Origin of the sequence: Streptomyces sp. TRM70350 (assembly GCF_019219825.1) — a bacterium.
Taxonomy (GTDB): Bacteria; Actinomycetota; Actinomycetes; order Streptomycetales; family Streptomycetaceae; genus Streptomyces.
On sequence record NZ_JAHUXH010000009.1, the window covers coordinates 76,472 to 99,897 of the forward strand.

A 23,426-nucleotide genomic window follows, 5' to 3' on the forward strand; every position below is an offset into this window, starting at 1 on the left:
TCGCGCGCGGGCTACTTCAGTCGCTCGGCGATCCGCCGGCGCATCGCGTCCATCGTGAACCCGCGCGGGTCCACCTTCCCCGGCTGCCACTCCAGGTGGCCGATGACCGACCGGTGCGTCCAGCCGTGCTGCCGGCACACCGCGGCGGCCGCCCGCTCGATGGACTCCAGCTGGGCTTCTGGCCAGGGGTCCTCGCCGTCGCCGAGGTTCTCGCACTCGAAGCCGTAGAAGTGCCGGTTGCCGTCGGTGTTCTTCTCGTTGTCCGGCGGCAGCGCCTTCTCCGCGATGACCGCGCGCAGGACGTCGTCGTCGCCGAGTCCCGCGTGGTTGGCGCGGCCGTAGCCGACGAGGTGGACCCTGCCGTCCTTGGTGATGACGCCGTGGCACAGCGGGCCGGGCAGGCCCTCGTAGCCGTTCCGGCAGAGCCTCACGGTGTACGCGCTGCCCCGGGTCACGGTGTGGTGGATCATCACGCCGTGCACGGGGCCCCACGGGCCCACGTGGTTGCGGTTGTGTTCTCTCCAGTCGCCCACCTCGACGACGGTGAGGCCTTCGTCCCGCAGGCAGGCGAGGAAACGGTTCGCGGACAGGGGTGAGGCCATGTGTGCCTCCTTCGTGCAGCGCGACGACCGCCCACCGCGGCCGCCTCGTACACGCTGCTTCTACCGAAGCGCGCAGGACCGGAATCACTCGTTCGTACAGCGAGCGAGCCGATTCGGTCAGGGGGCCGGGCGTATCCGGCTCGAAGCGGAACCCATGTGTGCCCAGCGGGACTTGATCCATTCCCGCTCTTTCGGGTAATAGCACGAACACGGTCTGCGATGGAAGGCTTTCTCGCGGAGATCGATGCCCGGCGAAACCGCTGCCAGGGCATGACCGGGAGGGCAATTCCTTATGTCGGTAGGCGAAGAGGTCCGCACGGAGCAGACCAGGCCGCAGCAGAGCCTCGGCACGGCGGCTGCGCGGAACCTGGCCACCACGACCAAGTCCGTACCCCAGATGCAGGAGATCAGCTCGCGCTGGCTGCTGCGCATGCTGCCGTGGGTGGACGTGCAGGGCGGCACGTATCGAGTGAACCGGCGGCTCAGTTTCGCCGTGGGCGACGGACGCATCACCTTCGTGAAGACCGGCGACCGTGTCGAGGTCATCCCCGCGGAGCTGGGCGAACTGCCGGCGCTGCGGTCGTACGAGGACGAGGAGGTGCTGACCGAGCTCGCCCGGCGCTGCGAGCAGCGCGAGATCGCCGCGGGGGAGGTGATCGCCGACTTCGGCAACCAGACCGACGAGGTGTACCTGCTGGCACACGGCAGGGTGGAGAAGATCGGCCCCGGTCCGTACGGCGACGACGAGAGCCTCGGCGTGCTCGCCGACGGGGCGTACCTGGGCGAGCAGGCGCTGCTCGACCCGGACGCCATCTGGGAGTACACGGCCCGCGCGATCACCCCCTGCACGGTCCTCGTCCTGACCCGCCAGGACGTCGAGCAACTCGCCGAGCGCGCGGACTCGCTGCGCGAGCACCTGGAGCAGCGGCGGTCCATTCCGCGGCAGCGCACCAACAAGTACGGCGAGAAGGAGATCGACCTCGCGGCCGGCCACGAGGGCGAGCCGGACATCCCGCACACCTTCGTGGACTACGAGGCGCGGCCCCGCGAGTACGAACTGAGCATCGCCCAGACCGTGCTGCGCATCCACACGCGCGTGGCCGACCTGTACAACCAGCCGATGAACCAGACCGAGCAGCAACTCCGGCTCACGGTCGAGGCGCTGAAGGAACGCCAGGAACACGAGCTGATCAACAACCGTGAGTTCGGCCTGCTGCACAACTGCGAGTACGACCAGCGGATCCAGCCGCACGACGGTGTGCCCGGCCCGGACGACATGGACGAGCTGCTCAGTCGTCGGCGCGGCACCAAGATGTTCCTGGCCCACCCGCGGGCGATCGCCGCGTTCGGCCGTGAGCTCAACAAGCGGGGTCTGGTGCCGGAGACGATCGACGTCGCCGGAAACCGCATCCCGACCTGGCGCGGTGTCCCGATCTACCCGTGCAACAAGATCCCGGTCACCGAGGCCCGGACCAGCTCCATCATCGCCATGCGTCTCGGCGAGGCGGACCAGGGCGTGATCGGTCTGCGCCAGTCCGGCATCCCGGACGAGATCGAGCCCAGCCTGTCGGTGCGGTTCATGGGCATCAACGAACAGGCCATCATCAAGTACCTCGTGACGGCCTACTACTCGGCGGCGGTCCTGGTGCCGGACGCGCTCGGCGTGCTGGAGAACGTCGAGATCGGCCGCTGGCGGTGACCTTCCCGGTCCGTGTGCTGTGTCCCCGCCCGTCAGGGCGGGTACACCTCGGGGTATGCGCCCGGCCGGAGCGGAAGCGCCACTGTCCACAGACTCTCCGAGGGGGAACCTCGATCCCATGACCGAGTCCGTGACCGAGTCGACGACCCAGCCCAGGCCCCACCCCACACCCCATGCCCTGACCACCCTCTCCCTGGCGACCGAGCCCTCGGCCACCCAGTCCCCGGCACAGCCCGAGCGGCGTGCGGCCGGGGCGTCCGAAAGGCGGAGTTCCATCGCGACCCAGACGGACAGCGGGCCGGGGCCGCTCGACGGCCCCGAGGCGGCCGTGATCCTGGAGCGGGCACGGGCGATGGTGGACCCCGGGCTCCGCTCGGCGGTCGACTCGCTGCCCGGTTCGATGCGCCGGATCGCGCGCTACCACTTCGGCTGGGAGCACGCCGACGGCACCTCGGCGACCGGCAACGGGGGCAAGGCGATCCGGCCGGCGCTCGTCCTCGCCGCGGCCGCCGCGCTCGGCGGCCCCCGGGCGCAGGCGAGTGCCGTACGGGCGGCCGCCGCGGTGGAGCTGGTGCACAACTTCACACTGCTGCACGACGACGTGATGGACCGGGACACCACCCGCCGGCACCGGCCCACCGCGTGGACGGTGTTCGGCGACACCGACGCGATCCTCGCCGGGGACGCCCTCCAGGCGCTCGCCCTGCGGCTGCTCGCGGAGGACCCGCACCCGGCGTCCGCGGCCGCCGCCGCCCGGCTCGCGGCCTGTGTCGTCGAACTGTGCGAGGGCCAGCAGGTCGACACGGCGATGGAGCGCCGCGGCCCCTTGGAGGTCACCCTCGCCGAGGTGCTCGCCATGGCCGAGGCCAAGACCGGGGCGCTGCTCGGGTGCGCGTGCGCCCTCGGGGCGCTGTATGCCGGGGCGGCCGCGGCCGATGTCGAGGCGCTGGACGCGTTCGGCCGGGAGGCCGGGCTCGCCTTCCAGCTCATCGACGACGTCATCGGCATATGGGGCGACCCCACCCGCACCGGCAAGCCGGCCGGAGCCGACCTGGCGGCCCGCAAGAAGTCCCTGCCGGTGGTCGCCGCCCTGGCCTCCGGGACACCGGCCGCCGTCGAACTCGCCGAGCTGTACCAGGTGCCGTACGACGGCGGTGACCTGGAGCCCACGGTGCAGGCCGTGGAGCGGGCCGGCGGACGGGGCTGGGCGCAGGCCCAGGCGTCCGAGCGGATGGCGCGGGCGATGCAGGAGCTGTCCCGCGCGATTCCCGACCCGGAGGCGGCGGGCGGGCTGCTCGCGCTCGCCGAGTTCGTGACGCGCCGCAGCACCTGAGCGCGGGCGCGCGCCGCGAGGAGACCCCGGGACCGGCGGGGCGTACGGTTCCTGACCCCGTACGCCCTCGGCCGGTTCCGGCTCCGGCGGGTCCCGCACATCCCCACGGTGTGCGGGACCCGCCGTTACGCGCTGACGCCGCCCGCCGCGCTCATGCCTCCGGCAGTACGGTGGCCACGATCCGCTCCACGAGCCCCTCCGGCACATCCACCCCGGGCAGCACGCCGTCCAGGACGTCCGGCAGCGTCAGGTGCTCAAGGATCAGCCCGAGCATCGCGAGGTAGAGCACGGTGACGGTCTCGTCGCCGCCGGGCAGTCCGGCGGTGCGGTGGAACTCGATGCCTTCCTCCAGATCGGCGCGCACCGACCGTGTGTAGGAGGCGCGCAGTTCGGGGCGGCGCGTGGCCTCCAGGCGCAGCTCCAGCAGGGCCAAATATCCCGTGCGGTCGCGGGTCGCGCGCCCCATCAGGTCGTGCATGAAGGCTGTGACCAGCGAGCGGTCCTTCGGCCGGGTCATCAGTCCGGCGATCACCGCGGGGTCCGGTGCGAGCCGAGCGTGCACACGGGCGTCGATCTGACGGAGCAGGTCGTCGCGCCCGCTGAAGTAGTTGGAGGCGGTACCCACCGGCACCCCGGCCGCCGCGTCCACCGCGCGGAAGGTCAGCCCCCGCGCTCCCTCACGGGCGAGCACCTCGACCCCGGCGTCGACGAGCGCGGCCCGGCGCTCAGGGTTGCTGGCCATGCGGAATCCCCTCTCCCACTTTCCCGGTCCCGGAAATTTGTCTTGCGACCACTACAGTCGAAGTACTACAACTGGAGTTGTTGCAGCGGCGGCCAACAGCCTACGAAAAGAGACCGACTTGCGAAAGCTCACCTACTTCATCGCCTGTTCCATCGACGGCTTCATCGGGGACCCGGACGGCGACGCGTCGGCCATGCTCCGCTTCATGGACGCGGAGTTCTTCGAGTTCCTCAAGGCGGAGCACCCGGAGACCATGCCCACCCACGGCAGGCGCCCGCTCGGCATCGAGGACCTGCCGAACAAGCGGTTCGACACGATCATCCAGGGCCGCGCCAGCTACGACCTGGCGCTGAAGGACGGCGTTACCAGCCCGTACGCCCATATGCGCCAGTACGTCGCGTCGCGCACCCTGAGGGAGTCGCCCGACCCCGAGGTCGAGATCATCGCCGAGGATCTGGTCGGCAGGGTCCGTGAGCTGAAGGCCGAGGACAGCGCGTTCGACGTGTACCTCTGCGGCGGGTCCCGGCTCGCGGGCGAGCTGATCGACGAGATCGACGAACTCGTCATCAAGTCGTACCCGATCGTGCTGGGCAGCGGCATGCCGATGTTCCGCTCCGGCTTCGCGGTCGGCGAGTTCACCCTGGAGTCGGTGCGCACGTTCGGCAACGGTGCCGTCGTGAGGACGTACAGCAGGAAGCGCTGAGCCGTCGTCCGCCCTACGCTTGGGGGCATGGACAGCGCAGAACATGTCTGTCCCGCATGCGGACAGCCCGTCGATACGGTCGTCCGGCGCCACAAGACGCTGGGCGCGTGGGTCCCGGTATGGGTGGCAGGACCGTGCCGGAATCCCCAGTGCGAGGCGTACGCCGCGGAAGGTGCCGAGTCCGAGCAGCGGCGGCCGGCGACGCCCGCCACCACGAAGCAGACCGAAACCGGAACCGTGGCGAAGAAGTCCTGAGAAAAACCTCCCACCGCGTGTCGAGAATCCCCGGTCGGCTCCGACGTCCCCTGTGAGAGCCGCCCACGCCGGGCGGCCCCAACACAAGGAGACGACGATGAAGTACCTGGTCATGGTGCAGGGCACGCAGGCGGACTACGAGGCGATGCGGGGCAACGCGTCCGAGCACTCGCCGGCCTGGAGCGAGCAGGACCTGCAGGCCATGTACGCGTACATGAACGCGATCAACGACGACCTCGCCGAGAGCGGTGAGCTCGTCGACGGGCAGGGGCTGGCCGAGCCCGCCAGGACCCGGCTGGTCAGCCTGGACGCGGACGGCAAGCCGGTGATCACCGACGGCCCGTACGGCGAGACCAAGGAACTGCTGGCCGGCTACTGGGTGCTGGACTGCGCGAGCCTGGAGTGGGTCACGGAGATCGCCGAGCGGGTGGCCCGCTGTCCGTAGCCCGCGGGCGCCCCGGAGTACCCGGTGGTGATCCGGCCCATCATGGAGGGCGCCGGCGACATCTGCTGAACGCACCGATGCACCCCACCGACGAGGTCGAGGACCTGCTGCGCCGCCATGCGCCGCAGGTCCTCGGCGCGCTGGTACGGCGGTACGGCCACTTCGACGCCGCCGAGGACGCCGTACAGGAGGCACTGCTCGCGGCGGCCGGGCAGTGGCCCTCGGCCGGGGTCCCGGACAATCCGCGGGGCTGGCTGATCAAGGTTGCGGCGCGGCGGTTGACCGACGCGCTGCGCAGTGAGGCGGCGCGGCGGCAGCGGGAGGAGCGGGCGGCGGCGCTCATCCCGCGCGACGCGTTCACGGCACCGGAGCCCGGGACAGACCGGGCGCCGCGCGAGGACGACACCCTCACGCTCCTCTTCCTGTGCTGCCACCCCGACCTCACCCCGCCCGCCCAGATCGCCCTCACCCTGCGCGCGGTCGGCGGTCTGACGACGGCGGAGATCGCCCGCGCGTACCTGGTCCCCGAGCCCACCATGGCGCAGAGGATCAGCCGCGCCAAGAAGAAGGTGCGGGGCGTGCGCTTCGGCCGCCCGGACAACTGGGCGGAGCGGCTGCCCGCCGTCCTGCACACCCTCTACCTGATCTTCAACGAGGGCTACACGGCCACCTCCGGCGCCACCCTCCAGCGCCGTGAACTGGCCGGCGAGGCGATCCGGCTCACCCGGACGGTCCACCGGCTGCTCCCCGACGACGGCGAGGTGGCCGGTCTGCTGGCGCTGATGCTGCTCACCGACGCCCGCCGCGACGCGCGCACGGGGCCGCACGGCGAGTTGATCCCGCTCGACGAACAGGACCGGGCCCGCTGGGACCGGGCGGCGATCGAGGAGGGCGTCGCCCTGGTCACCCGGGCGCTGTCCGGCGGGCGCCCGGGCCCGTACCAGCTGCGGGCCGCCATCGCCGCCGTGCACGACGAGGCCCCGTCGGCGCAGGCGACTGACTGGCGGGAGATCCTCGGCCTGTACGACATCCTCGTCCGCCTGGTCCCGGGTCCCGTCGAGCGCCTCAACCGGGCCGTCGCCGTCGCCATGGTCCGCGGCCCGCGCGCCGGCCTGGCCGAACTGGACGCGCTGGCGGGCGACCTGGGCACCGGCCACCGCCTGGACGCGGTGCGGGGCCATTTGCTGGAGCGGACGGGGGAGCACGAGGCGGCCCGCGCCGCCTACGAGTCGGCGGCCGGAAAGACACAGAGCCTGCCGGAGCAGCGGTACCTGCAGGCGCGGGCGGCGCGGCTGAGGCGTTAGCGTGGCCCAAGTGCCATGATCGCGGGGAGGGTTGGCGTGATGACGGAGGCCGGGGGCAGGCGCCGTGGGGTGTGGCGGTGGGCCGTGCTGGTGTGGGCCGTGACCGTGGCCGTGGGGGTGTGCTGACGCTGTGGCTGCAGGAGTCGGCCGAGCCGCCGGGGCCGTACCGCTGGGAGGAGTCGAGCCCGACGCCGATGCTTCACCAGGACCGGGACACCGCATGCCCCCCGCCGACGCCCCTGCCCACCGAAGACGGCATCTTCGCCTACGCCTGCATCGTCACGAACGACTAGGCAGCCCGCCCGTCTCCGGGTCCCGGCCGGTCAGGCAGTACGTGCCGCCCGCCGGGTCGCGCATCACCGTCCAGTGGCCGCCGACGGCGACGAACGTGGCCCCGAGCCGCTCGTGTGCGGCGCGGGTCGCCGCGATGTCCGCGCAGGCGAGGTCGAGATGGGCGGAGAGGGGCTGTTCGGCGCCGAGGCGCTGGAGCAGCACCCGCACCGGGAGCCCGGCGGGCGGCCTGACCACATGGAACTCCGGAAGAGAGCCCGGCACGGACGCCCAGCCGACGAGCACCTCACTCCAGAACGCGACCTCGGCGTCGTACGACGAAGGCGGGACGTCGACGCACACCTGATCGAGCCTGCTGCCCCGCACGACGGGCGGCCGCACCGACTCCCCGTGCCACGGCACGGCACAGAACAGCTGGCCCGCGGGCGAGCGCAGTACGGCCCACCCCTCGTGCTCGGCGACCACCTCGGCCCCCGCCCGCATCGCCGACGCGGTGAACTCACCGACGTCGTCGACGGCGAAGTCGAGATGCGCGCCGCCGGGGCCGGAGTCGACGCCCTGGACCTTCACGCACGGGTCCGTCCCCGCGCCCGGGACCAGGGTGATGAACTCCCCCCGGCGCGCGGAGAGCCGGGTGTCCGTGACGGCGGTCCAGAACTCCTCGGCGGTCGGCAGGAGTTCGGCGGGGCGGTCGATGAAGGCGTACGTCCAGTGGATCGTCATGGCGGTGATCGTAGGCGGCGAGCCGGAGCCGCAAGGAGCGCGAACGCCGAAGGGACCCGGCCGGCAGTCCGGCCGGGCCCCTTCACCTGCCCCTGACGGGCGGTGGTGCACCAACCGCCGGTCATGTGCGAGGCATCAGGCCTTCTTGGTCTCCCAGAAGATCTTGTCGATCTGGGCGATGTAGTCCAGAGCCTTCTGACCGGTGGCCGGGTCGGTGGACGCCTTGGCGGCCGAGAGGGCCTTGAGGGTGTCGTTGACCAGCTGGTGCAGCTCCGGGTACTTCTCGAAGTGCGGGGGCTTGAAGTAGTCGCTCCAGAGCACCGAGACGTGGTGCTTGGCCAGCTCGGCGCGCTGCTCCTTGATGGTGGTGGCACGAGCCTGGAAGTGCGGGTCGTCGTTGCCGGCCATCTTCTCCTGGATGGCCTTCACCGACTCCGCCTCGATGCGGGCCTGGGCCGGGTCGTACACACCGCAGGGCAGGTCGCAGTGCGCGCTGACCTTGACCTTGGGGGCAAACAGGCGGGAAAGCATGAAGCATTCCTTCCTCGTGATCGTCTTCTCAGGGGGGACATTACTCCCTGAGCGACTGGATTTCGCGAGTGCCCCCATGGGCTTAGGACAAAAGTCCCGGGTGAGACTGAGACTGGTGGAGGATCGAACCGGGGAGGTGCCGGGGATGCCGGAGCTGTCGCAGGAGACCGAGCGCGAAAGGGGCGTCCCGCCCTTCGGACTGGCCGAGGTGACCGGGCCGTCCATGGTGCCGACGCTGTACCACGGGGACCGGCTCCTGGTGCGCTACGGCGCCCGGATCAGGGCGGGGGACGTCGTCGTTTTGCGTCACCCCTTCCAGCAGGACCTGCTCGTCGTCAAGCGGGTGGCCGAGCGCCGTGAGGGCGGCTGGTGGGTGCTCGGCGACAACGCGTACGCCGGCGGGGACAGCACCGACTACGGGGTCGTGCCCGACGAGCTGATCCTGGGCCGGGTCCGGTTCCGCTACCGGCCGCGTCGGCCCGATCAGCGCTCGCCGCTGGCGCTGGTGCGCTGGGCACTGTCGGCGGCCAGGCCCGTCTTCTCCGACCGGTCGGCCTCCAGGCGTTTGCGGGCCCGGTAGGCGGCCACGTTGGCGCGGGTGGCGCAGCGGTCGGAGCAGTAGCGCCGGGAGCGGTTGGTGGACGTGTCGAGGTAGGCGTTGCGGCACGGGGCCGCCTCGCACAGGCCCAGGCGGTCCACGCCGTACTCGGTGAGGTGGAAGGCCAGGCCCATCGCCGCGATGGCCGCGTAGCCCGCGGTCGCGTTGGAGGGGTGGTCCGCGAGGTGCATGTGCCACAGGGGGCGGCCGTCGTCGTCGCGGAAGTCGTGGCCGGAGATCTGGGGGCTCACCGGGAACTCCAGCAGCAGTGAGTTCAGCAGGTCCACGGCCAGGGTCTCGTCGCCGCTGTCGGCCGCCTCGAAGACCGCGCGCAGCCGGGCCCGGACCGAGCGGAACCGCGTCACGTCCGCGTCGGTGGCGCGGCGGGCCGCCGACGCGTTGCCGCCGAACAGCTCCCGGACGGCCTCGACCGAGGTCAGCGCGTCCTTGCCCCGGGCCGGCTCCTCGCTGTTGACGAGTCGTACGGCATAGTCCGAGTAATAGGCCAGTTCCACTTGTAGTCCTTACGGAGGGGCTCTATGGTCGTGTCTGCGGTCACGTAACAGCTGATCGTGCTTCCAGGGTATTACGCGGGTGAGTCAAGAGGGGGTTTGCCATGACCACGAGCATCGGCACCGACTGGAACGCCTGGCAGGAGAGCTGGGACCGGCAGCAGGAGTGGTACATGCCGGACCGCGAGGAGCGCTTCCGGGTCATGCTCGACATGGTCGAGGCCTTCGTCGGCACCGCGCCGCGGGTGCTGGACCTCGCCTGTGGCACCGGCACGATCACCGCCCGCCTGCTCGCCCGCTTCCCCGACGCCACCAGCACCGGCATCGACCTCGACCCCGCCCTGCTCACCATCGCCCACGGCACCTTCGACGGCGACGAGCGCGTCACCCTCGTCGAGGCCGACCTGAAGGACCCCGACTGGCCCGCGCGGCTGCCCCACGAGACGTACGACGCCGTCCTGACCGCCACCGCCCTGCACTGGTTCCACGCCGAACCCCTTCAGGCGCTGTACGGCCGGATCGCCGGGCTCGTCCGGCACGGTGGCGTCTTCATGAACGCCGACCACATGGTCGACGACACCACCCCCCGCATCAACGCCGCCGAGCGCACCCTGCGGCACGCGCGCATGGACCGGGCGCAGAAGGACGGCGCCCTGGACTGGGCCGACTGGTGGCAGCTCGCCGCCAAGGACCCCGTCCTCGCCGAGCCCACCGCCCGCCGGTTCGAGATCTACGGCGACCACGCGGACGGAGACATGCCGTCGGCGGCGTGGCACGCGCGCGTACTGCGCGAGCAGGGCTTCGCGGAGGCCCGGCCGGTGTGGTGCTCACCGTCGGACACGCTGTTGCTGGCGTTGAAGTAGACCCGGGGACGGCAGAAGGGGCGGTACGGGGATCCCGTACCGCCCCTTCTTGTCTTGCTGCTTACAGCACCTTCGACAGGAACGCCTGCGTCCGCTCGTGCTGCGGGTTGGTCAGGACGTCCCGCGGGTTGCCGGACTCGACCACCACGCCGCCGTCCATGAAGACCAGGCTGTCGCCGACCTCGCGGGCGAAGCCCATCTCGTGGGTGACGACGATCATGGTCATGCCGGACTCGGCGAGGTCACGCATGACGTCGAGGACGTCACCGACCAGCTCCGGGTCGAGGGCCGAGGTCGGCTCGTCGAACAGCATCAGCTTCGGGTCCATGGCGAGGGCCCGGGCGATGGCGACGCGCTGCTGCTGGCCGCCGGAGAGCTGCGAGGGGTAGTTCCCGGCCTTGTCGGCGAGGCCGACGCGCTCCAGGAGCTGCATCGCCCGCTCCCTGGCCTGGGCCCTGCTGGTGCCCTTGACCTGGACCGGGGCCTCGATGACGTTCTCCAGCGCCGTCATGTGCGGGAACAGGTTGAAGCGCTGGAAGACCATCCCGATGTCCCGCCGCTTCAGCGCGACCTCGCTGTCCTTCAGCTCGTACAGCTTGTCGCCCTTCTGGCGGTAGCCGACCAGCTCGCCGTCGACGTACAGCCGCCCGGCGTTGATCTTCTCCAGGTGGTTGATGCACCGCAGGAAGGTCGACTTGCCGGAGCCGGAGGGGCCGATCAGGCAGAAGACCTCGCCGGTCTTCACCTCCAGGTCGATGCCCTTGAGGACCTCGACGTGGCCGAAGGACTTGTGGACGCCCTCCGCCTTGACCATGGGGACGGTGGTGTGCTTCACCGGGGTGTCCGCCGTGGTGTCCGTCGTCGTGGTCTCGTCCGTCGTCGTGGTCTCGTCCGTCTTCTCGGTCTCGTCCGTCTTCTCGATCTTCTCGGTCATGCCATGCCTCCCTTCGGGCGGCCGAGGGACAACATGTTGGCCTTGATCTTCTGGAGCGGCGTCGGCGGCAGCGAGCGGCTCGAACCGCGGGCGTAGTACCTCTCAAGGTAGTACTGGCCGACGCTGAAGACCGAGGTCAGCAGCAGGTACCAGGCGGCGGCGAGGAACAGCATCTCGGCCGGGGCGCCGGAGATCTGGCCGATGTCCTGGGCGACGCGGAGCAACTCGGAGTACTGGACGACCGACACCAGCGAGGTCGTCTTCAGCATGTTGATGACCTCGTTGCCCGTCGGCGGCACGATCACGCGCATCGCCTGCGGGATGACGATCCGGCGCAGCGTCTTGGCGTGGCTCATGCCCAGCGCGTGGGCCGCCTCGGTCTGGCCCTCGTCGACCGCGAGCAGACCGGCGCGGCAGATCTCCGCCATGTACGCGGCCTCGTTCAGGCCGAGGCCGAGCAGCGCGGTCAGGAACGGGGTCATGAAGTCGGACCACTCGTCCCGGTAGACCGGCCCGAGGTTGATGTACTCGAAGACCAGGCCCAGGTTGAACCAGACGATGAGCTGGACCAGGACCGGGGTGCCGCGGAAGAACCAGATGTAGAACCACGCGATCGACGAGGTCACCGGGTTCCGCGACAGGCGCATCACCGCCAGCACGATGCCGCCGACGATGCCGATCAGCATGGACAGCACGGTCAGCAGGAGCGTGTTGCCCACACCGCCGAGGATGCGGTCGTTGAAGAAGTAGTCCGGGATCGCGCCCCAGTTGATCCTGCCCTGGGAGAACGCGTAGATGACGCCGCCCAGCAGGGCGAGCGCGACGACGGCGGAGACATACCGCCCGTAGTGCCGGACCGGGATGGCCTTGATGGCCTCCGGTCCGGCCGGGGGCGTGCCGGCCGGACCCGCCGTCTTGTCGATGTCAACAGTCACGGGTGTTGCCTTTCAGTGCCGCTGGTCGCTGACCGAGCGGTCACTTGCCGCCGTTGATGACGGCCTTGTCGACGGCGCCGTCCTCGACGCCCCACTTCTTTATGATCTTGTCGTACTCGCCGTTGGCGATGATCGCATCCAGGGCGGCCTTGAGCGCGTCCCGCAGCTGCGTGTTGTTCTTGGCCACCGCGATGCCGTACGGAGCGGCCTCGACCTGCTCGCCGACCAGCTGGAAGTCGTTGCCGCCGCCGGAGGTCTTCACGGCGTACGCGGCGACCGGGAAGTCGGAGGAGCCGGCGTCGGCGCCGCCCGCGCGCAGGCGGGTCTGGGCCTGCTGGTCGTTGTCGAAGGCCTCGATGGTCAGCTTCTTGTTCTTCGGGCACTTCTTGGCCTCGGCCTTGGCGAGGTCCTCGGAGACCGTGCCACGCTGCAGCACGATCTTCTTGCCGCACAGGTCGGACCAGGTCTTGATGCCCTGGTCGTCCCCCTTCTTGGTGTAGATGGAGACACCGGCCATGAAGTAGTCCACGAAGTCGACGCCCTCACCGACCTTCTTGCCGGTGTCGGGGTCGATGCCCTCCTGGCGGTCCTTGGTGTCGGTCATTGCGGACATGGCGATGTCGTAGCGCTTGGAGCGCAGACCGGTGATCAGGGTGTCGAAGGTGCCGTTCTCGAACTCGAACGTCACGCCGAGCTCCTTGCCCATGGCGGCGGCGATGTCCGGGTCGATGCCGACCGTCTTGCCGGAGCTGTCCTTGAACTCGACCGGCGCGTACGCGATGTCCGAACCGACCTTGATGACGCCCTTGTCGCGGATCTCCTTGGGCAGCTTGTCGGCCAGCGGCGCGGCGCTCTGCGTCGCGGGGTCCGTGCTGCCCGAGCCGCTGCTCTCCGTCTGGTCACCGCAGCCGGTGAGAAGCAGGGCGCCTGCGACCGCGATCGCACCGACCGCGGCTAGCCGGGAACGCGCGGCGGTCGTACGACGGGTGGAGCTTGCGGTCATTGTGGGTTCCTCCGGCGGATGGGTGAAGTGCCGATGGGGCGGCAGTTGCCGATGGGTCGACGAGAACACACAGCTTCGGGTGTCGCGACCTCGTGTGATTACGGGCATCTTGCCATTCGGACTGGAGCATTCAGGTGACCCGCCATGTCAAAATCGGATAACGGGTGACCCCCGAACCAGACCACTCCGGTACATCACGACCGGACCTTCTACGGGAATGTACGGTTCCAGCCGCAAGATCTTCGGTGCGTCTCAGGATGTGGATGTACGGAAGTGGTGCTTCGCGGCTATTGCGTCCTTGTCAAGGGTTTGCCGGGCTCTTGTCCCCATATTCAGGTATGAGTCATGTCACCGGCATGTGATCTTCCTGTTATGGACTCGTCGGCGACACCCCTCGTCCGGTAAGAAGGTTCTTTACACCCCTCATCCGGGGCTCAGGGCGCGTGTGCGGCGCGCCCGTCGCGTATGTGCCCGTACGCATCACTCACAGGGCCGTACGCGGTGCCCGCCCACTCCTCACCAGGAGTGGACCCACCCTCAAACCATGAATACCTAAGGGGTCACACAAAGTGGCAGCGGAGATCGTCAATCCTCGCAGCGACAGCAGTACGGAGCAGGAGGGAGGGGCCGAGCCCCTCGATTCCTTCGATCCGGCGTTCGCGCTGCACCGCGGCGGCAAGATGGCCGTGCAGGCCACCGTGCCGGTCCGTGACAAGGACGACCTGTCCCTGGCGTACACGCCCGGCGTCGCGAAGGTGTGCACCGCGATCGCCGAGCAGCCGGAACTCGTCCACGACTACACGTGGAAGTCGTCCGTCGTCGCCGTCGTGACCGACGGTACGGCGGTGCTCGGACTCGGGGACATCGGGCCCGAGGCCTCCCTCCCGGTGATGGAGGGCAAGGCGATCCTGTTCAAGCAGTTCGGCGGGGTGGACGCGGTGCCGATCGCGCTCGCCTGCACGGACGTGGACGAGATCGTGGAGACCGTGGTCCGCCTCGCGCCCTCCTTCGGCGGGGTGAACCTGGAGGACATCTCGGCGCCGCGGTGCTTCGAGATCGAGCGCAGGCTGCAGGAGCGGCTGGACATCCCGGTCTTCCACGACGACCAGCACGGCACGGCGGTCGTGACGCTGGCGGCGCTGCGGAACGCCGCGCGGCTGACCGGGAAGACGCTCGCCGATCTGCGGGCGGTCATCTCGGGCGCGGGCGCGGCCGGGGTCGCGATCGCGAAGATGCTGGTGGAGGCCGGGATCGGGGACGTCGCGGTCGCCGACCGCAAGGGCGTCGTCTCCGTCGACCGCGAGGATCTGACGCCGGTCAAGCGGGAGCTCGCCGGGTTCACCAACAAGGCGGGGCTCTCCGGGTCGCTGGAGGCGGCGCTGGAGGGTGCGGACGTGTTCATCGGCGTCTCCGGCGGTACGGTGCCGGAGGCGGCCGTCGCGTCCATGGCCGAGGGCGCGTTCGTGTTCGCGATGGCCAACCCGAATCCCGAGGTGCACCCCGATGTGGCGCACAAGTACGCGGCGGTCGTCGCGACGGGCCGGTCGGACTTCCCGAACCAGATCAACAACGTGCTGGCGTTTCCGGGGATCTTCGCGGGGGCGCTGCAGGTGCGGGCGTCCCGGATCACCGAGGGCATGAAGATCGCGGCGGCCGAGGCGCTGGCGGGTGTGGTCGGGGACGACCTCGCCGCGGACTACGTCATTCCGTCGCCGTTCGATGAGCGGGTCACCCCTGCGGTGACCGCGGCTGTTGCTGCGGCGGCGCGGGCGGAAGGCGTTGCTCGGCGCTGACGCCTGTTTTTGATGGCCCCGTCCGGTTTGGGCGGGGCCATTGCTTTGCCCACCCGTCCGTCCGTTCGGGTGCTTGAGGGGTGGGCGTCGCAGGCGGGGGTGGGGCGTCGTTGGCGGGTGCGGGTTTGGGGGTGCGGTGGGGGCTGTGGTTCGGTGCGGGTCGTCGTGGGCTGGTCGCGCAGTTTCCCGCGCCCATGGGGCGTTGCGGTCGGCCGCGTCGCTATGGCAAGAGGGTGTGTCTCACAGGCTCCCGGCGTTCCATCGGCCCCTCCTGGAATCTATCGTCGGCTGCATGTTCGCTGTCTACGCCGCCCGAATCGACCGCGACCAGCCGCTGAGCGGCCTGGAGTTGGGGGAGCGCCCCGCCCCCGAGGCCAGGCCCGGCTGGAGTGTCGTCGACGTCAAGGCCGCCTCCCTCAACCACCACGACCTCTGGTCCCTGCGCGGCGTGGGCCTCGCAGAGGACAAGCTGCCGATGATCCTCGGCTGTGACGCCGCCGGCGTCGACGAGGACGGCAACGAGGTCGTCCTGCACTCCGTCATCGGCCAGACGGGGCACGGGGTCGGCCCGAAGGAACCCCGTTCCATCCTCACCGAGCGCTACCAGGGGACGTTCGCCGACCAGGTCGCCGTGCCGACCTGGAACATCCTCCCCAAGCCGAAGGAACTCTCCTTCGCGGAGGCCGCCTGCCTGCCGACCGCGTGGCTGACGGCGTACCGCATGCTCTTCACCAACGCCGGCGTCCGCCCCGGCGACTCGGTGCTCGTGCAGGGCGCCGGTGGTGGTGTCGCCACGGCCGCGATCGTGCTCGGCAAGGCCGCCGGGCTGCGCGTCTTCGCGACCAGCCGGGACGAGGCCAAGCGCAAGCGCGCGCTGGAGCTGGGGGCCGTGGAGGCGCTGGAGTCGGGGGCGCGGCTGCCGCAGCGCGTCGACGCCGTCATCGAGACCGTCGGTGCCGCCACCTGGTCGCACTCGGTGAAGTCGCTGCGCCCCGGCGGCACGCTCGTCATCTCCGGCGCCACCAGCGGTGACCGGCCGTCCCACGCCGAACTGACCCGGATCTTCTTCCTGGAGCTGAAGGTCGTCGGTTCCACGATGGGCACCAAGGAGGAACTGGAGGACCTGCTGTCCTTCTGTGCCGCCACCGGCGTACGTCCCGTCATCGACGAGGTGCTGCCGATGGACCGGGCCCGGGAGGGCTTCGAACGGCTGGAGTCGGGCGAGCAGTTCGGGAAGATCGTGCTCAGCAACGGCTGACGGTTTCTGGTGGTCAGTACGGCGGCCGGTCCGGTTACGGACCGGCCGCTGTTGTCTGTCTGCGACCCGGCCTTGTCAACCAGGGTTGACGGTATGCGGTGTGTCAACGTAGGTTGACGTCATGACCAAAGCTACCGAACTCGCCGAGCGGGCCGGTGACCGCGATCCACGGGTCGGGCTGCGGGCCGTCGCCGCGTTGCGGCGGCTGCTGGAGCAGTTGGAGGCCGTGCAGGTGCGCAGTGCGCGCCATCAGGGCTGGTCGTGGCAGGAGATCGCCGCGGAACTCGGTGTGAGCAGGCAGGCCGTGCACAAGAAGTACGGGAGGCGATGATGTTCGAACGGTTCACGAAGGATGCCCGGGCTGTGGTGAAGGGTGCCGTCGAGCAGTGCGAGGGGGCGGGGGCGCAGACCGTTGACGCGGAGCATCTGCTGCTCGCCGTGCTCGACCGTGGGGCCGGTCGGGGTTCGTTCGCGTTGGCCGCGCTCGGGCTGGCCCAGCGCCGGGAGTCGGTGGCGCGGGCACTGGAGGAGGCCCGGCGGCGTGCGGGGCTGTCGCAGGCCGAGGCCGACGCGCTGGCCGGGCTGGGGATCGACGTCTCGGAGATCGTCTCCCGGGTGGAGGAGGCGCACGGCGTCGGCGCGATGGCCGGTGACCGGAAGGGCAGAGGGTGGTGGGGCGGGCACCGTTCCTTCAGCCGGGGCGCCAAGGCCGTACTGGAGAAGTCGCTGCGCATCGCCGTCGCCCGCCGCGAGCGGCACATCGGTGACGAACACATCCTCCTCGCCCTGACCGCCCGCCCGGGCGTCGCCGCAGAGGTGCTCGCCGACCACGGCGTCACGTACGAGTCGGTGACGCGCGTACTGGGCGGTGGGGGAGAGGCCAAGGCGGGCTGAAGCCGGGGCCTCCGCCAAGTCCCGCCCGCAGGCAAAAAGGGTTACCGCCCCTCGGCCAACCCCCGCCCTTCGGTCACCCCCCCGGCCTCGCGCGCCTACCCCTTCGGCGCCCGCAGCAAGGCCCCGATATGCGCCGCGGCCGTCGACAGGTGGCGACGGGCATCCCGGAGTTGGTCCGGCGTCACCCCGTGGTCGCGGGCCGCGTCGCGGATGTCGTCGCGGAAGCGGTCGAGGAGGCGGTCCAGGTCGCGGGCCGGGTCGCCGGTGGAGGAGTCGTCGTGGGACCAGGCCGGCTCGTAGTCGGCCGGGAAGTCCTCCGGGGTCGTCGAGTACTCCGGCGCCCGCGTCGGCCCGGCCGCTCCGCCCCGCCCGAAGCCCAGGTCCTTGCCGAACTCCTTGCCGAAGTCCTTCCCGAACTCACCGAACTCCTTGGCGAGTTCCGTCAGGCCCTCGCGCAGTCCCGTCGGCCAGTCGCCCCGCGTGAAGTGGTCCTGCACCCGCTCCTGAACCCGCTGGGCGATGCGCTGCACCTCCTCCTGCGCCTGCGCCCTGGCCCGCTCCTGTGCCTCCTTGGCCTGGCGCCGTGCCCGCTGGGCCTCCTCACGGGCCCGACGGCTCTCGTCCTTGGCGCGCCGGGCCTGCTCCTTCCACTCCTGCTTGACCCGCCGCATCTCCTCCTTCGCGGCGCGCCAGGCCTCCTTGTCGGTGTACTCGGCGAAGTCCCCGACGTCACCGCCCACAGCGCCGCCGTTGCGGGCCTCGCTCATCGCCGCGCGCATCTCGCGCCGCAGATCGCCCGCGGCGCCCCGCACATCGGCACGGATCTCGGCGGCCAGCTCGGCCACCGACTCGCGGATCTCCAGCTCCAGGTCGGCCAGTTCACCGCTGCGGTCGGCCAGCTCGGCGCGGCCGGCGTCCGTGATGGCGTACACCTTGCGGCCGCCCTCGGTGGTGTGGGTGACCAGGCCCTCGGCCTCCAGCTTGGCCAGACGCGGGTAGACGGTGCCGGCCGACGGCGCGTACAGCCCCTGGAAGCGTTCCTCAAGGAGGCGGATCACTTCGTAGCCGTGGCGCGGGGCCTCGTCGAGCAGCTTCAGCAGGTAGAGGCGGAGGCGGCCGTGAGCGAAGACGGGGGGCATGTCAGAGCACCTTCTTGTCGGTCGTGCCATCGGCCGGGGCGCTGGTCGGCGTCGCACCCTCGCCCGGACCGGAATCCGAATTGTCCCCCGAGGCGTCGCGCGGTTCGTCCGCCGGGTCGGCCCACGGTCCGTCGTCCTCCACGGGCGGGCGGCGCAGCAGGGCGATCGAGCCGGAGACGGTCGTGGCCTTCAGCCGGCCGTTGCCCGCGCCGAGGCGGCCGGTGATGCGCTTGGCGCCCCACTGGCCCGTGACCCGGAGGTCCTCGAAGGCGTTGGAGACGGCCCCGCTCGCGGTGTTGGCCTCCACCTCCGCGTCCGCCGGATGCGGCAGCCGGATGGCGATCTCGCCCGAGACGCTGGTCAGGCTGACGTCGGTGGGGCTGCCGGTCGGGTCGAGGTCGACGATCATCGAGCCGCTGACCGAGTCGGCCTTGACGGAGGAGCCCGTGCCCTCGACCACGGTCAGGTCGCCCGAGACGGAGTTGAAGCGCAGGGCGCCGCTGAGGGCCTGGGCCTCCATGTTCCCGGAGACGGTGTCCGCGCGGACCGGTCCCGCGAGCCCGACGAGCGTGGTGTCCCCGGAGACGCCCTTGACCTCCGCGGGACCCTCGATTCCGGAGACCACGGCGGCGGCGCTGACGACGCCCACCTCCACGCGTGTACGCACCGGAACCGCCAGCGACACCTCTGCGCTGCGGCGCCAGCCCTTGCGGTCGAGCCACTTGAGGAAGCCCTTCCAGGGCAGGTCCTCGTACGCCACCGTGAGCGTGCCGCCCTGCTGGGTGACGATCAACGGCGGTCCGTCGATCTCGCCGACCTCCAGGCGGGCGGAACCTTCGTCGGTCCCCACCACGTTCACCGTGCCGTTGACGATGCGTACGTGGAGTTCACTCACGGGCTCGTCGAAGGTGAGCTTGCTCGGCTCGGCGATGGACCATTCGGACATCGTGCTGACCTCCTCGACCTGCCGGGCGCACGCCGGACCGGACGGACAGAGCTCGACGCGCCATATCGCGTCTTACTTGATTCACGATATATCGTGGCCGTCGGAAGTCAAGACACTCTTTTCGGTGACTCGGCGCCCTCCGCACCCTCTGAACCAGGGCAAAGCGGAACAGATGCCCCTACCGTGTGAGCATGTCGACGGAAGCCCCCCAGGCCACCGGCGCCCTGCTCCTGTGCCGGACGGCCCCCGACGCCGTCGCCCCCGTCGCCCACCTGCTTCGCGAGCGCATGCTCCTCACCCGCGCCGGCGACGACTGGAGCGTCCTCGTCCCCGAGGGCAGCCCCTGGCTGCGCGGCGCCGAACCCGTCGACCGTGTCCTCACCGGCTGGGCCACCGCGCTCGCGGTCAGCGCCCCCTGGCCCGTACTCGCCCTGTGGTGGGACCCGGACCGCGCCGGCTACACCCTGGCCTCCGGCTTCCGCCGCCCCGTCGGCTACGACTGGCTCGCGAACGGCACCCCCGCGGGCGAGGACGAGGCCATGCGCACCTTCGCCGCCCGTCTCGGCCTGGACCCGGTCCTCGACACGCAGGCCCTGGACCGCCTCACGAAACCGGACCCCGCCTCCGATGCCCCCGCCCGCCTGCGCGCCCTCCTCGCGGTCCTCACGCGCCCGGGCATCGTCCTGCCTCCCGGCCTCACCCCCGGCACGCCCACCGCCCGCCTCCTCGACGCGGCGCACGCCCGGCCGGACGCCCGCACGATCGAGTGGCCGGGCCGACACGAGACGCCCCCCGGCGTCGTGGGCACCAGCCGCCTGATCCCCTACCTCCCCGGATCCGGCGACCCCAGGGCCCGCACCCTAGCCCTCGCCCAGGTGGCCGTGGGTCTCCCGCTGGCCACCTGGGGCGTACGCCGCCACAGCCTCGGCTGGGTCACCGCGGGCCTGCTCCTCGTGGCCCACGGCGCACTGGGCCTGACGTACCACCTGACGCATCCGCGCGACTGACGGCACAGGCCACACGACGGGCCCACGCCACACGACGGGCACATCACAAGACGGGCACACGCCACACGACGACGACACACAAAGGGCGCCCGAAGGCGCCCGCAACCGCACTCCCGGCCGTCGGCCGACACCCCCGCGCCCAGCGCCCTACTCCTCGTCCTCGTCGTCCAGCCGCGCCAGCCATGTCGCCAGCCGCTCCACCGGCACCTCGAAGTCCGGATTCAGATCGACGAACGTGCGCAGTTGCTCGGCGAGCCACTCGAAGGTGATCTCCTCCTCGCCGCGCCGCTTCTCCAGCTCTTCGATGCCTCGGTCGGTGAAGTACATGCCTTCAGAATATGCGCCACTTGGCGCGTTAGCGGCCTCACCCGGGAGCCGTACGGAAGGCTAGCCTCGTCACGGTTCAAGTGCGGACCGGCTGTGGCCGGTTGGACGGCACGCAAGCTCGACGGGGGCGCGGCATGAGTCATATCCAGGACATCGAACTGCCCAACGGCATGGTCGTCACCGCCCGGATCGCAAGCGCGGACGCCTACGGAGACCAGGAGGACGTCGGCTTCACGGAGACCGCGCGGGCCAAGGTCGAGCAGCTCCAGGAACTGATCACCGGCGTGGGCAGCACGGTGCTCGACGCCGCCCGTGCCGCCAGACCCACCGAGGCCGCCATCACCTTCGGAGTGGAGCTGACCGCCAAGGAGGGCCTGGCCGTCGCCGTCCTCGCCCGGGGAGAGGCCAAGGCCTCGCTCCAGGTGACCCTGACCTGGCAGTTCGACCGGCAGGCCGACCCCATCCGGGATCCACTGGCGCATGACTGAGCGCAACGAACGCCTGCACGCCCTGGCCAAGGCCGCCACCGTGCACCTGCGCCCGGCCGACGGGGAGGACAAGCCCCTGTGGGGCAGCGGCTTCTTCGTGGCCCCGGGCTGGGTGCTGACGGCGGCCCATGTGCTGCGCCAGCACCTGAAGGCGGACCGGGAGCTGACCTTCCGGGTGCGGGGCGAGGGTGTCGACGCCGAGGCACGGCTCGCGGAGTGGCTCCTGACCGACCCCGACCGGCCCGTCGTACCCCTGGACGAGGACATGGCCCTGGTGCGCCTGCTGGGCGAGGCCGACGAGCATCCGCACGAGTGTGTGTGGCTGGCCGACCGGGCGGTCCGGCACTCCGGTCACGTCAAGGTGTACGGCCACTATCCCGAGCCGCCGCACACCCACGCCCGGGCCGTGGACGCCGACATCAACGGCCAGGAGGACGGGTACGGGCTGATCATCAAGCCCGACATCGACTTTCCGGCCGGGGTCTCGGGCGGCCCGCTGCTCGACCCGGTCACCGGGGCCGTCGTGGGACTGGTGAAGTCGCGGCGCAAGCAGCAGGACGGGGGGAAGGCGGTCGCGATCGCGGCGATGCGCCGGTTCGGCGAGACCTACCGCACCGTCATCGCCGCGCACGACCGCTGGCACGGCACGGAGCCGGTCTCCGAGAGCGGGGACAACTGGATCGACCAGCAGGCCGGGCCCGCCGCCGACGGCGGTACGGGGTGGACACCGGCGGACCGGCGGGAGGCGCTGAACCTGCTGGCCGCGCTGCCCGACGCGCCCACCGTCGAGATCCTCGCGACGCGGGCCCGCAGCGGCACCAAGTGGCCGGGGCCGACGCCCGACCTGCGGACCTGGCGCGACGGCTACGGGCTGCTCTACGAGGGCGCGCACCCGCTCGATGCGCTCACGTTCCTGCGTTACCTGAAGTTCGTCGAGGCCTACACACGCTCCCGGGGCGAGCCGTGCCCCGCGCTCGGCGGCTGGATCGAGCGGCGGCTGCGCCGGGACCCGCGCCGTGAGATGCATGCCTTCGTCCGTGACGTACGGCTCCCGGACGACTTGCGTCCCGCCCCGGCGGAGCGGCCCGACCGCATCGTGATCCCGTATCCCGGCCCGGGCGAGGGCCCCACGGTCGCCGTCCTCCTCGACCCGGTGATCGGCTCGCGGCCCACCCGCTTCTTCTGGCAGATCTGGCTCGACGGCGGCGACGCCACCGGTGAGCCGGAGCTGTACGAGACCGACGACTCCGTCCACGGCAGGCTCCCCGGGGAGCTGGTCCAGGCGCTGCGCAGGCCGCTGGGCGACCTGCTGCGGGCCAAGGACCGGCAGGACCGGCCGGTGCCGCTCGAAGTGGCCCTGCCCGCCGAGTACTTCGACACCGCGGTGCACCGCTGGCGCTTCGACGACATCGCCCAGCTCGACGACGTGGGACACCTCGGCGCGCGCCGCCGGGTGGTGCTGCGTTGCCTCGCGCGCCGGGGAGATCCGGACAAACTGTGGGCCGACCGCTGGCAGGCCATGACCGCCCAGCGACGCTTCGTCGGCTGGCGCACCCCGCAGCGCGGTGTCGTGACCACCGGCCGCGGCTACCGGGACGCGGCCTTCGACCGCATCCCCGTGATGTGCCGCCCGGCCGGCCGCGGTCCGGGGCGGACGGCGATGAAGCTCGCGCTGGAGAACGGGCACGGCGTCGCCCTCTGGCACATCGAGGGACACGTCACCCGCGCCTGTGCCGAGGACTGCGACACCCTCTACGTCAAGGCGCAGGAACTCCTCGGCACCCTCGACTCGCTCGCCGAACTCCCGGACCGGCTGCGGCATCTGCGGCAGGACATCAGCGAGCGGCGTGCCGACCACACCTGGGCCGAACCGCTGGCGCTGCTGTACGACGACCCGCGCCGTCCCCTCCCCGCGGAGGAGACCGGAACCCTGGACGCGCCGCTGTGAGCACCCCGCGCGTCCGGCGCCACCGGCCGAAGGGCACCGGCGGCGGCCGGCCGAAAAGATCTGTGCCGCAGGCCGGACATGGGTACATTTCCACGGGCCCGTTGTGGGCGCGCACCGCCCCTGTCGGCCAGGACGTGGACCACCACCGACCGT

General features: G+C 71.0%; 26 protein-coding genes and 1 pseudogene. 16 read left to right on the forward strand and 11 right to left on the reverse strand.

Annotated features, from left to right (window positions below; genetic code table 11):
• Nucleotides 1-11 precede the first annotated feature (11 nt).
• The gene (locus KWI83_RS16595; RefSeq protein ID WP_218515131.1) at nt 12-602 is read right to left on the reverse strand and encodes an N-acetylmuramoyl-L-alanine amidase; all 591 of its coding nucleotides are present in this window, start codon (nt 600-602) and stop codon (nt 12-14) included.
• A gap of 292 nt (nt 603-894) precedes the next feature.
• Between KWI83_RS16595 and KWI83_RS16600 the strand changes: the two genes are divergently transcribed.
• Nucleotides 895-2,301, forward strand: a complete 1,407-nt coding sequence (locus KWI83_RS16600; protein ID WP_218515132.1) for a family 2B encapsulin nanocompartment shell protein — start codon at nt 895-897, stop codon at nt 2,299-2,301.
• Nucleotides 2,302-2,419: 118 nt separating this feature from the next.
• Complete coding sequence (locus tag KWI83_RS16605) at nt 2,420-3,634, forward strand: family 2 encapsulin nanocompartment cargo protein polyprenyl transferase (protein WP_218515133.1); 1,215 nt, start codon at nt 2,420-2,422, stop codon at nt 3,632-3,634.
• Nucleotides 3,635-3,785: 151 nt separating this feature from the next.
• Here KWI83_RS16605 and KWI83_RS16610 read toward each other — a convergent pair whose 3' ends face one another.
• Complete coding sequence (locus KWI83_RS16610) at nt 3,786-4,376, reverse strand: TetR/AcrR family transcriptional regulator (RefSeq protein WP_218515134.1); 591 nt, start codon at nt 4,374-4,376, stop codon at nt 3,786-3,788.
• Nucleotides 4,377-4,494: 118 nt separating this feature from the next.
• Between KWI83_RS16610 and KWI83_RS16615 the strand changes: the two genes are divergently transcribed.
• From KWI83_RS16615 to KWI83_RS16635, 5 genes and pseudogenes are all read left to right on the forward strand, one after another.
• Complete coding sequence (locus KWI83_RS16615) at nt 4,495-5,079, forward strand: dihydrofolate reductase family protein (protein WP_218515135.1); 585 nt, start codon at nt 4,495-4,497, stop codon at nt 5,077-5,079.
• 27 nt (nt 5,080-5,106) lie between these two features.
• A complete protein-coding gene (locus tag KWI83_RS16620; RefSeq protein ID WP_218515294.1) occupies nt 5,107-5,334 on the forward strand; it encodes a hypothetical protein in 228 nt (75 codons plus the stop codon).
• Nucleotides 5,335-5,431: 97 nt separating this feature from the next.
• Nucleotides 5,432-5,848 (forward strand): annotated as a pseudogene (locus tag KWI83_RS16625) (YciI family protein).
• Nucleotides 5,849-5,856: 8 nt separating this feature from the next.
• Nucleotides 5,857-7,083 (forward strand): RNA polymerase sigma factor, encoded by a 1,227-nt coding sequence (locus KWI83_RS16630; RefSeq protein ID WP_218515136.1) that lies wholly within the window; start codon nt 5,857-5,859, stop codon nt 7,081-7,083.
• A gap of 92 nt (nt 7,084-7,175) precedes the next feature.
• Nucleotides 7,176-7,376 carry a hypothetical protein gene (locus tag KWI83_RS16635; RefSeq protein WP_256362426.1) on the forward strand — a complete coding sequence of 67 codons (201 nt, stop codon included), beginning with the start codon at nt 7,176-7,178 and terminating at the stop codon, nt 7,374-7,376.
• Here KWI83_RS16635 and KWI83_RS16640 read toward each other — a convergent pair.
• Together KWI83_RS16640 and sodN are read right to left on the reverse strand one after the other, a co-directional pair.
• Nucleotides 7,363-8,097: a VOC family protein gene (locus KWI83_RS16640; protein ID WP_218515137.1), complete on the reverse strand. Its 735-nt coding sequence runs from the start codon at nt 8,095-8,097 to the stop codon at nt 7,363-7,365. The two genes, KWI83_RS16635 and KWI83_RS16640, sit on opposite strands and share 14 nt — an antisense overlap.
• Nucleotides 8,098-8,232: 135 nt before the next feature.
• A complete protein-coding gene (gene sodN, locus KWI83_RS16645) occupies nt 8,233-8,628 on the reverse strand; it encodes a superoxide dismutase, Ni (RefSeq protein WP_141312035.1) in 396 nt (131 codons plus the stop codon).
• A 145-nt stretch (nt 8,629-8,773) separates the two neighbouring features.
• On the opposite strand from sodN, the gene sodX reads away from it, so the two are divergent.
• Entirely contained in the window at nt 8,774-9,208 is a 435-nt protein-coding gene (gene sodX / locus KWI83_RS16650) for a nickel-type superoxide dismutase maturation protease (protein WP_218515279.1), read from the forward strand.
• Here sodX and KWI83_RS16655 read toward each other — a convergent pair.
• A complete protein-coding gene (locus KWI83_RS16655) occupies nt 9,112-9,741 on the reverse strand; it encodes an ABATE domain-containing protein (protein WP_218515138.1) in 630 nt (209 codons plus the stop codon). The genes sodX and KWI83_RS16655 overlap by 97 nt on opposite strands.
• Before the next feature lie 101 nt (nt 9,742-9,842).
• On the opposite strand from KWI83_RS16655, the gene KWI83_RS16660 reads away from it, so the two are divergent.
• A complete protein-coding gene (locus tag KWI83_RS16660; RefSeq protein ID WP_218515139.1) occupies nt 9,843-10,601 on the forward strand; it encodes a class I SAM-dependent methyltransferase in 759 nt (252 codons plus the stop codon).
• A gap of 61 nt (nt 10,602-10,662) precedes the next feature.
• On the opposite strand, the gene KWI83_RS16665 is transcribed toward KWI83_RS16660, so the two are convergent.
• The 3 genes from KWI83_RS16665 to KWI83_RS16675 form a co-directional block, all read right to left on the reverse strand.
• The gene (locus KWI83_RS16665; protein ID WP_218515280.1) at nt 10,663-11,415 is read right to left on the reverse strand and encodes an amino acid ABC transporter ATP-binding protein; all 753 of its coding nucleotides are present in this window, start codon (nt 11,413-11,415) and stop codon (nt 10,663-10,665) included.
• A 116-nt stretch (nt 11,416-11,531) separates the two neighbouring features.
• Entirely contained in the window at nt 11,532-12,470 is a 939-nt protein-coding gene (locus tag KWI83_RS16670; RefSeq protein WP_218515140.1) for an amino acid ABC transporter permease, read from the reverse strand.
• Between the two features lie 40 nt (nt 12,471-12,510).
• Nucleotides 12,511-13,473 carry an ABC transporter substrate-binding protein gene (locus KWI83_RS16675; protein ID WP_218515141.1) on the reverse strand — a complete coding sequence of 321 codons (963 nt, stop codon included), beginning with the start codon at nt 13,471-13,473 and terminating at the stop codon, nt 12,511-12,513.
• Between the two features lie 569 nt (nt 13,474-14,042).
• Between KWI83_RS16675 and KWI83_RS16680 the strand changes: the two genes are divergently transcribed.
• The 4 genes from KWI83_RS16680 (at nt 14,043) to KWI83_RS16695 (ending at nt 17,418) form a co-directional block, all read left to right on the forward strand.
• Entirely contained in the window at nt 14,043-15,266 is a 1,224-nt protein-coding gene (locus KWI83_RS16680; protein ID WP_218515142.1) for an NADP-dependent malic enzyme, read from the forward strand.
• 292 nt (nt 15,267-15,558) lie between these two features.
• Nucleotides 15,559-16,524, forward strand: coding sequence for a zinc-binding dehydrogenase (locus tag KWI83_RS16685; RefSeq protein ID WP_218515143.1), 966 nt, complete (start codon nt 15,559-15,561; stop codon nt 16,522-16,524).
• 121 nt (nt 16,525-16,645) lie between these two features.
• On the forward strand, nt 16,646-16,855 hold the full coding sequence (locus KWI83_RS16690) for a helix-turn-helix domain-containing protein (RefSeq protein WP_218515144.1): 210 nt from the start codon (nt 16,646-16,648) through the stop codon (nt 16,853-16,855).
• Nucleotides 16,855-17,418, forward strand: coding sequence for a Clp protease N-terminal domain-containing protein (locus KWI83_RS16695; RefSeq protein WP_218515281.1), 564 nt, complete (start codon nt 16,855-16,857; stop codon nt 17,416-17,418). Before KWI83_RS16690 ends, KWI83_RS16695 begins: the two co-directional genes overlap by 1 nt.
• 95 nt (nt 17,419-17,513) lie before the next feature.
• Here KWI83_RS16695 and KWI83_RS16700 read toward each other — a convergent pair whose 3' ends face one another.
• Together KWI83_RS16700 and KWI83_RS16705 are read right to left on the reverse strand one after the other, a co-directional pair.
• Nucleotides 17,514-18,557, reverse strand: coding sequence for a PadR family transcriptional regulator (locus tag KWI83_RS16700; protein ID WP_218515145.1), 1,044 nt, complete (start codon nt 18,555-18,557; stop codon nt 17,514-17,516).
• Nucleotide 18,558: 1 nt separating this feature from the next.
• On the reverse strand, nt 18,559-19,503 hold the full coding sequence (locus KWI83_RS16705) for a DUF4097 family beta strand repeat-containing protein (protein WP_218515146.1): 945 nt from the start codon (nt 19,501-19,503) through the stop codon (nt 18,559-18,561).
• Between the two features lie 191 nt (nt 19,504-19,694).
• On the opposite strand from KWI83_RS16705, the gene KWI83_RS16710 reads away from it, so the two are divergent.
• Nucleotides 19,695-20,510 (forward strand): hypothetical protein, encoded by an 816-nt coding sequence (locus KWI83_RS16710; protein ID WP_218515147.1) that lies wholly within the window; start codon nt 19,695-19,697, stop codon nt 20,508-20,510.
• A gap of 147 nt (nt 20,511-20,657) precedes the next feature.
• Here KWI83_RS16710 and KWI83_RS16715 read toward each other — a convergent pair whose 3' ends face one another.
• Entirely contained in the window at nt 20,658-20,837 is a 180-nt protein-coding gene (locus tag KWI83_RS16715; protein WP_152776632.1) for a DUF6104 family protein, read from the reverse strand.
• 134 nt (nt 20,838-20,971) lie between these two features.
• Here KWI83_RS16715 and KWI83_RS16720 point away from each other — a divergent pair, with 134 nt between their 5' ends.
• Entirely contained in the window at nt 20,972-21,325 is a 354-nt protein-coding gene (locus tag KWI83_RS16720; RefSeq protein ID WP_218515148.1) for a CU044_2847 family protein, read from the forward strand.
• Nucleotides 21,318-23,273 (forward strand): trypsin-like peptidase domain-containing protein, encoded by a 1,956-nt coding sequence (locus KWI83_RS16725; RefSeq protein WP_218515149.1) that lies wholly within the window; start codon nt 21,318-21,320, stop codon nt 23,271-23,273. Before KWI83_RS16720 ends, KWI83_RS16725 begins: the two co-directional genes overlap by 8 nt.
• Nucleotides 23,274-23,426: the final 153 nt, after the last annotated feature.

Excerpts from the sequence above, each read along its gene's own strand:
- KWI83_RS16595 (WP_218515131.1), bottom strand. The coding sequence starts at position 602 with ATGGCCTCACCCCTGTCCGCGAACCGTTTCCTCGCCTGCCTGCGGGAC.
- KWI83_RS16600 (WP_218515132.1), top strand. The coding sequence starts at position 895 with ATGTCGGTAGGCGAAGAGGTCCGCACGGAGCAGACCAGGCCGCAGCAG.
- KWI83_RS16605 (WP_218515133.1), top strand. The coding sequence starts at position 2,420 with ATGACCGAGTCCGTGACCGAGTCGACGACCCAGCCCAGGCCCCACCCC.
- KWI83_RS16610 (WP_218515134.1), bottom strand. The coding sequence starts at position 4,376 with ATGGCCAGCAACCCTGAGCGCCGGGCCGCGCTCGTCGACGCCGGGGTC.
- KWI83_RS16620 (WP_218515294.1), top strand. The coding sequence starts at position 5,107 with ATGGACAGCGCAGAACATGTCTGTCCCGCATGCGGACAGCCCGTCGAT.
- KWI83_RS16630 (WP_218515136.1), top strand. The coding sequence starts at position 5,857 with ATGCACCCCACCGACGAGGTCGAGGACCTGCTGCGCCGCCATGCGCCG.
- KWI83_RS16640 (WP_218515137.1), bottom strand. The coding sequence starts at position 8,097 with ATGACGATCCACTGGACGTACGCCTTCATCGACCGCCCCGCCGAACTC.
- sodN (WP_141312035.1), bottom strand. The coding sequence starts at position 8,628 with ATGCTTTCCCGCCTGTTTGCCCCCAAGGTCAAGGTCAGCGCGCACTGC.
- sodX (WP_218515279.1), top strand. The coding sequence starts at position 8,774 with ATGCCGGAGCTGTCGCAGGAGACCGAGCGCGAAAGGGGCGTCCCGCCC.
- KWI83_RS16660 (WP_218515139.1), top strand. The coding sequence starts at position 9,843 with ATGACCACGAGCATCGGCACCGACTGGAACGCCTGGCAGGAGAGCTGG.
- KWI83_RS16665 (WP_218515280.1), bottom strand. The coding sequence starts at position 11,415 with ATGGTCAAGGCGGAGGGCGTCCACAAGTCCTTCGGCCACGTCGAGGTC.
- KWI83_RS16675 (WP_218515141.1), bottom strand. The coding sequence starts at position 13,473 with ATGACCGCAAGCTCCACCCGTCGTACGACCGCCGCGCGTTCCCGGCTA.
- KWI83_RS16685 (WP_218515143.1), top strand. The coding sequence starts at position 15,559 with ATGTTCGCTGTCTACGCCGCCCGAATCGACCGCGACCAGCCGCTGAGC.
- KWI83_RS16690 (WP_218515144.1), top strand. The coding sequence starts at position 16,646 with ATGACCAAAGCTACCGAACTCGCCGAGCGGGCCGGTGACCGCGATCCA.
- KWI83_RS16695 (WP_218515281.1), top strand. The coding sequence starts at position 16,855 with ATGTTCGAACGGTTCACGAAGGATGCCCGGGCTGTGGTGAAGGGTGCC.
- KWI83_RS16700 (WP_218515145.1), bottom strand. The coding sequence starts at position 18,557 with ATGCCCCCCGTCTTCGCTCACGGCCGCCTCCGCCTCTACCTGCTGAAG.
- KWI83_RS16705 (WP_218515146.1), bottom strand. The coding sequence starts at position 19,503 with ATGTCCGAATGGTCCATCGCCGAGCCGAGCAAGCTCACCTTCGACGAG.
- KWI83_RS16710 (WP_218515147.1), top strand. The coding sequence starts at position 19,695 with ATGTCGACGGAAGCCCCCCAGGCCACCGGCGCCCTGCTCCTGTGCCGG.
- KWI83_RS16715 (WP_152776632.1), bottom strand. The coding sequence starts at position 20,837 with ATGTACTTCACCGACCGAGGCATCGAAGAGCTGGAGAAGCGGCGCGGC.
- KWI83_RS16720 (WP_218515148.1), top strand. The coding sequence starts at position 20,972 with ATGAGTCATATCCAGGACATCGAACTGCCCAACGGCATGGTCGTCACC.
- KWI83_RS16725 (WP_218515149.1), top strand. The coding sequence starts at position 21,318 with ATGACTGAGCGCAACGAACGCCTGCACGCCCTGGCCAAGGCCGCCACC.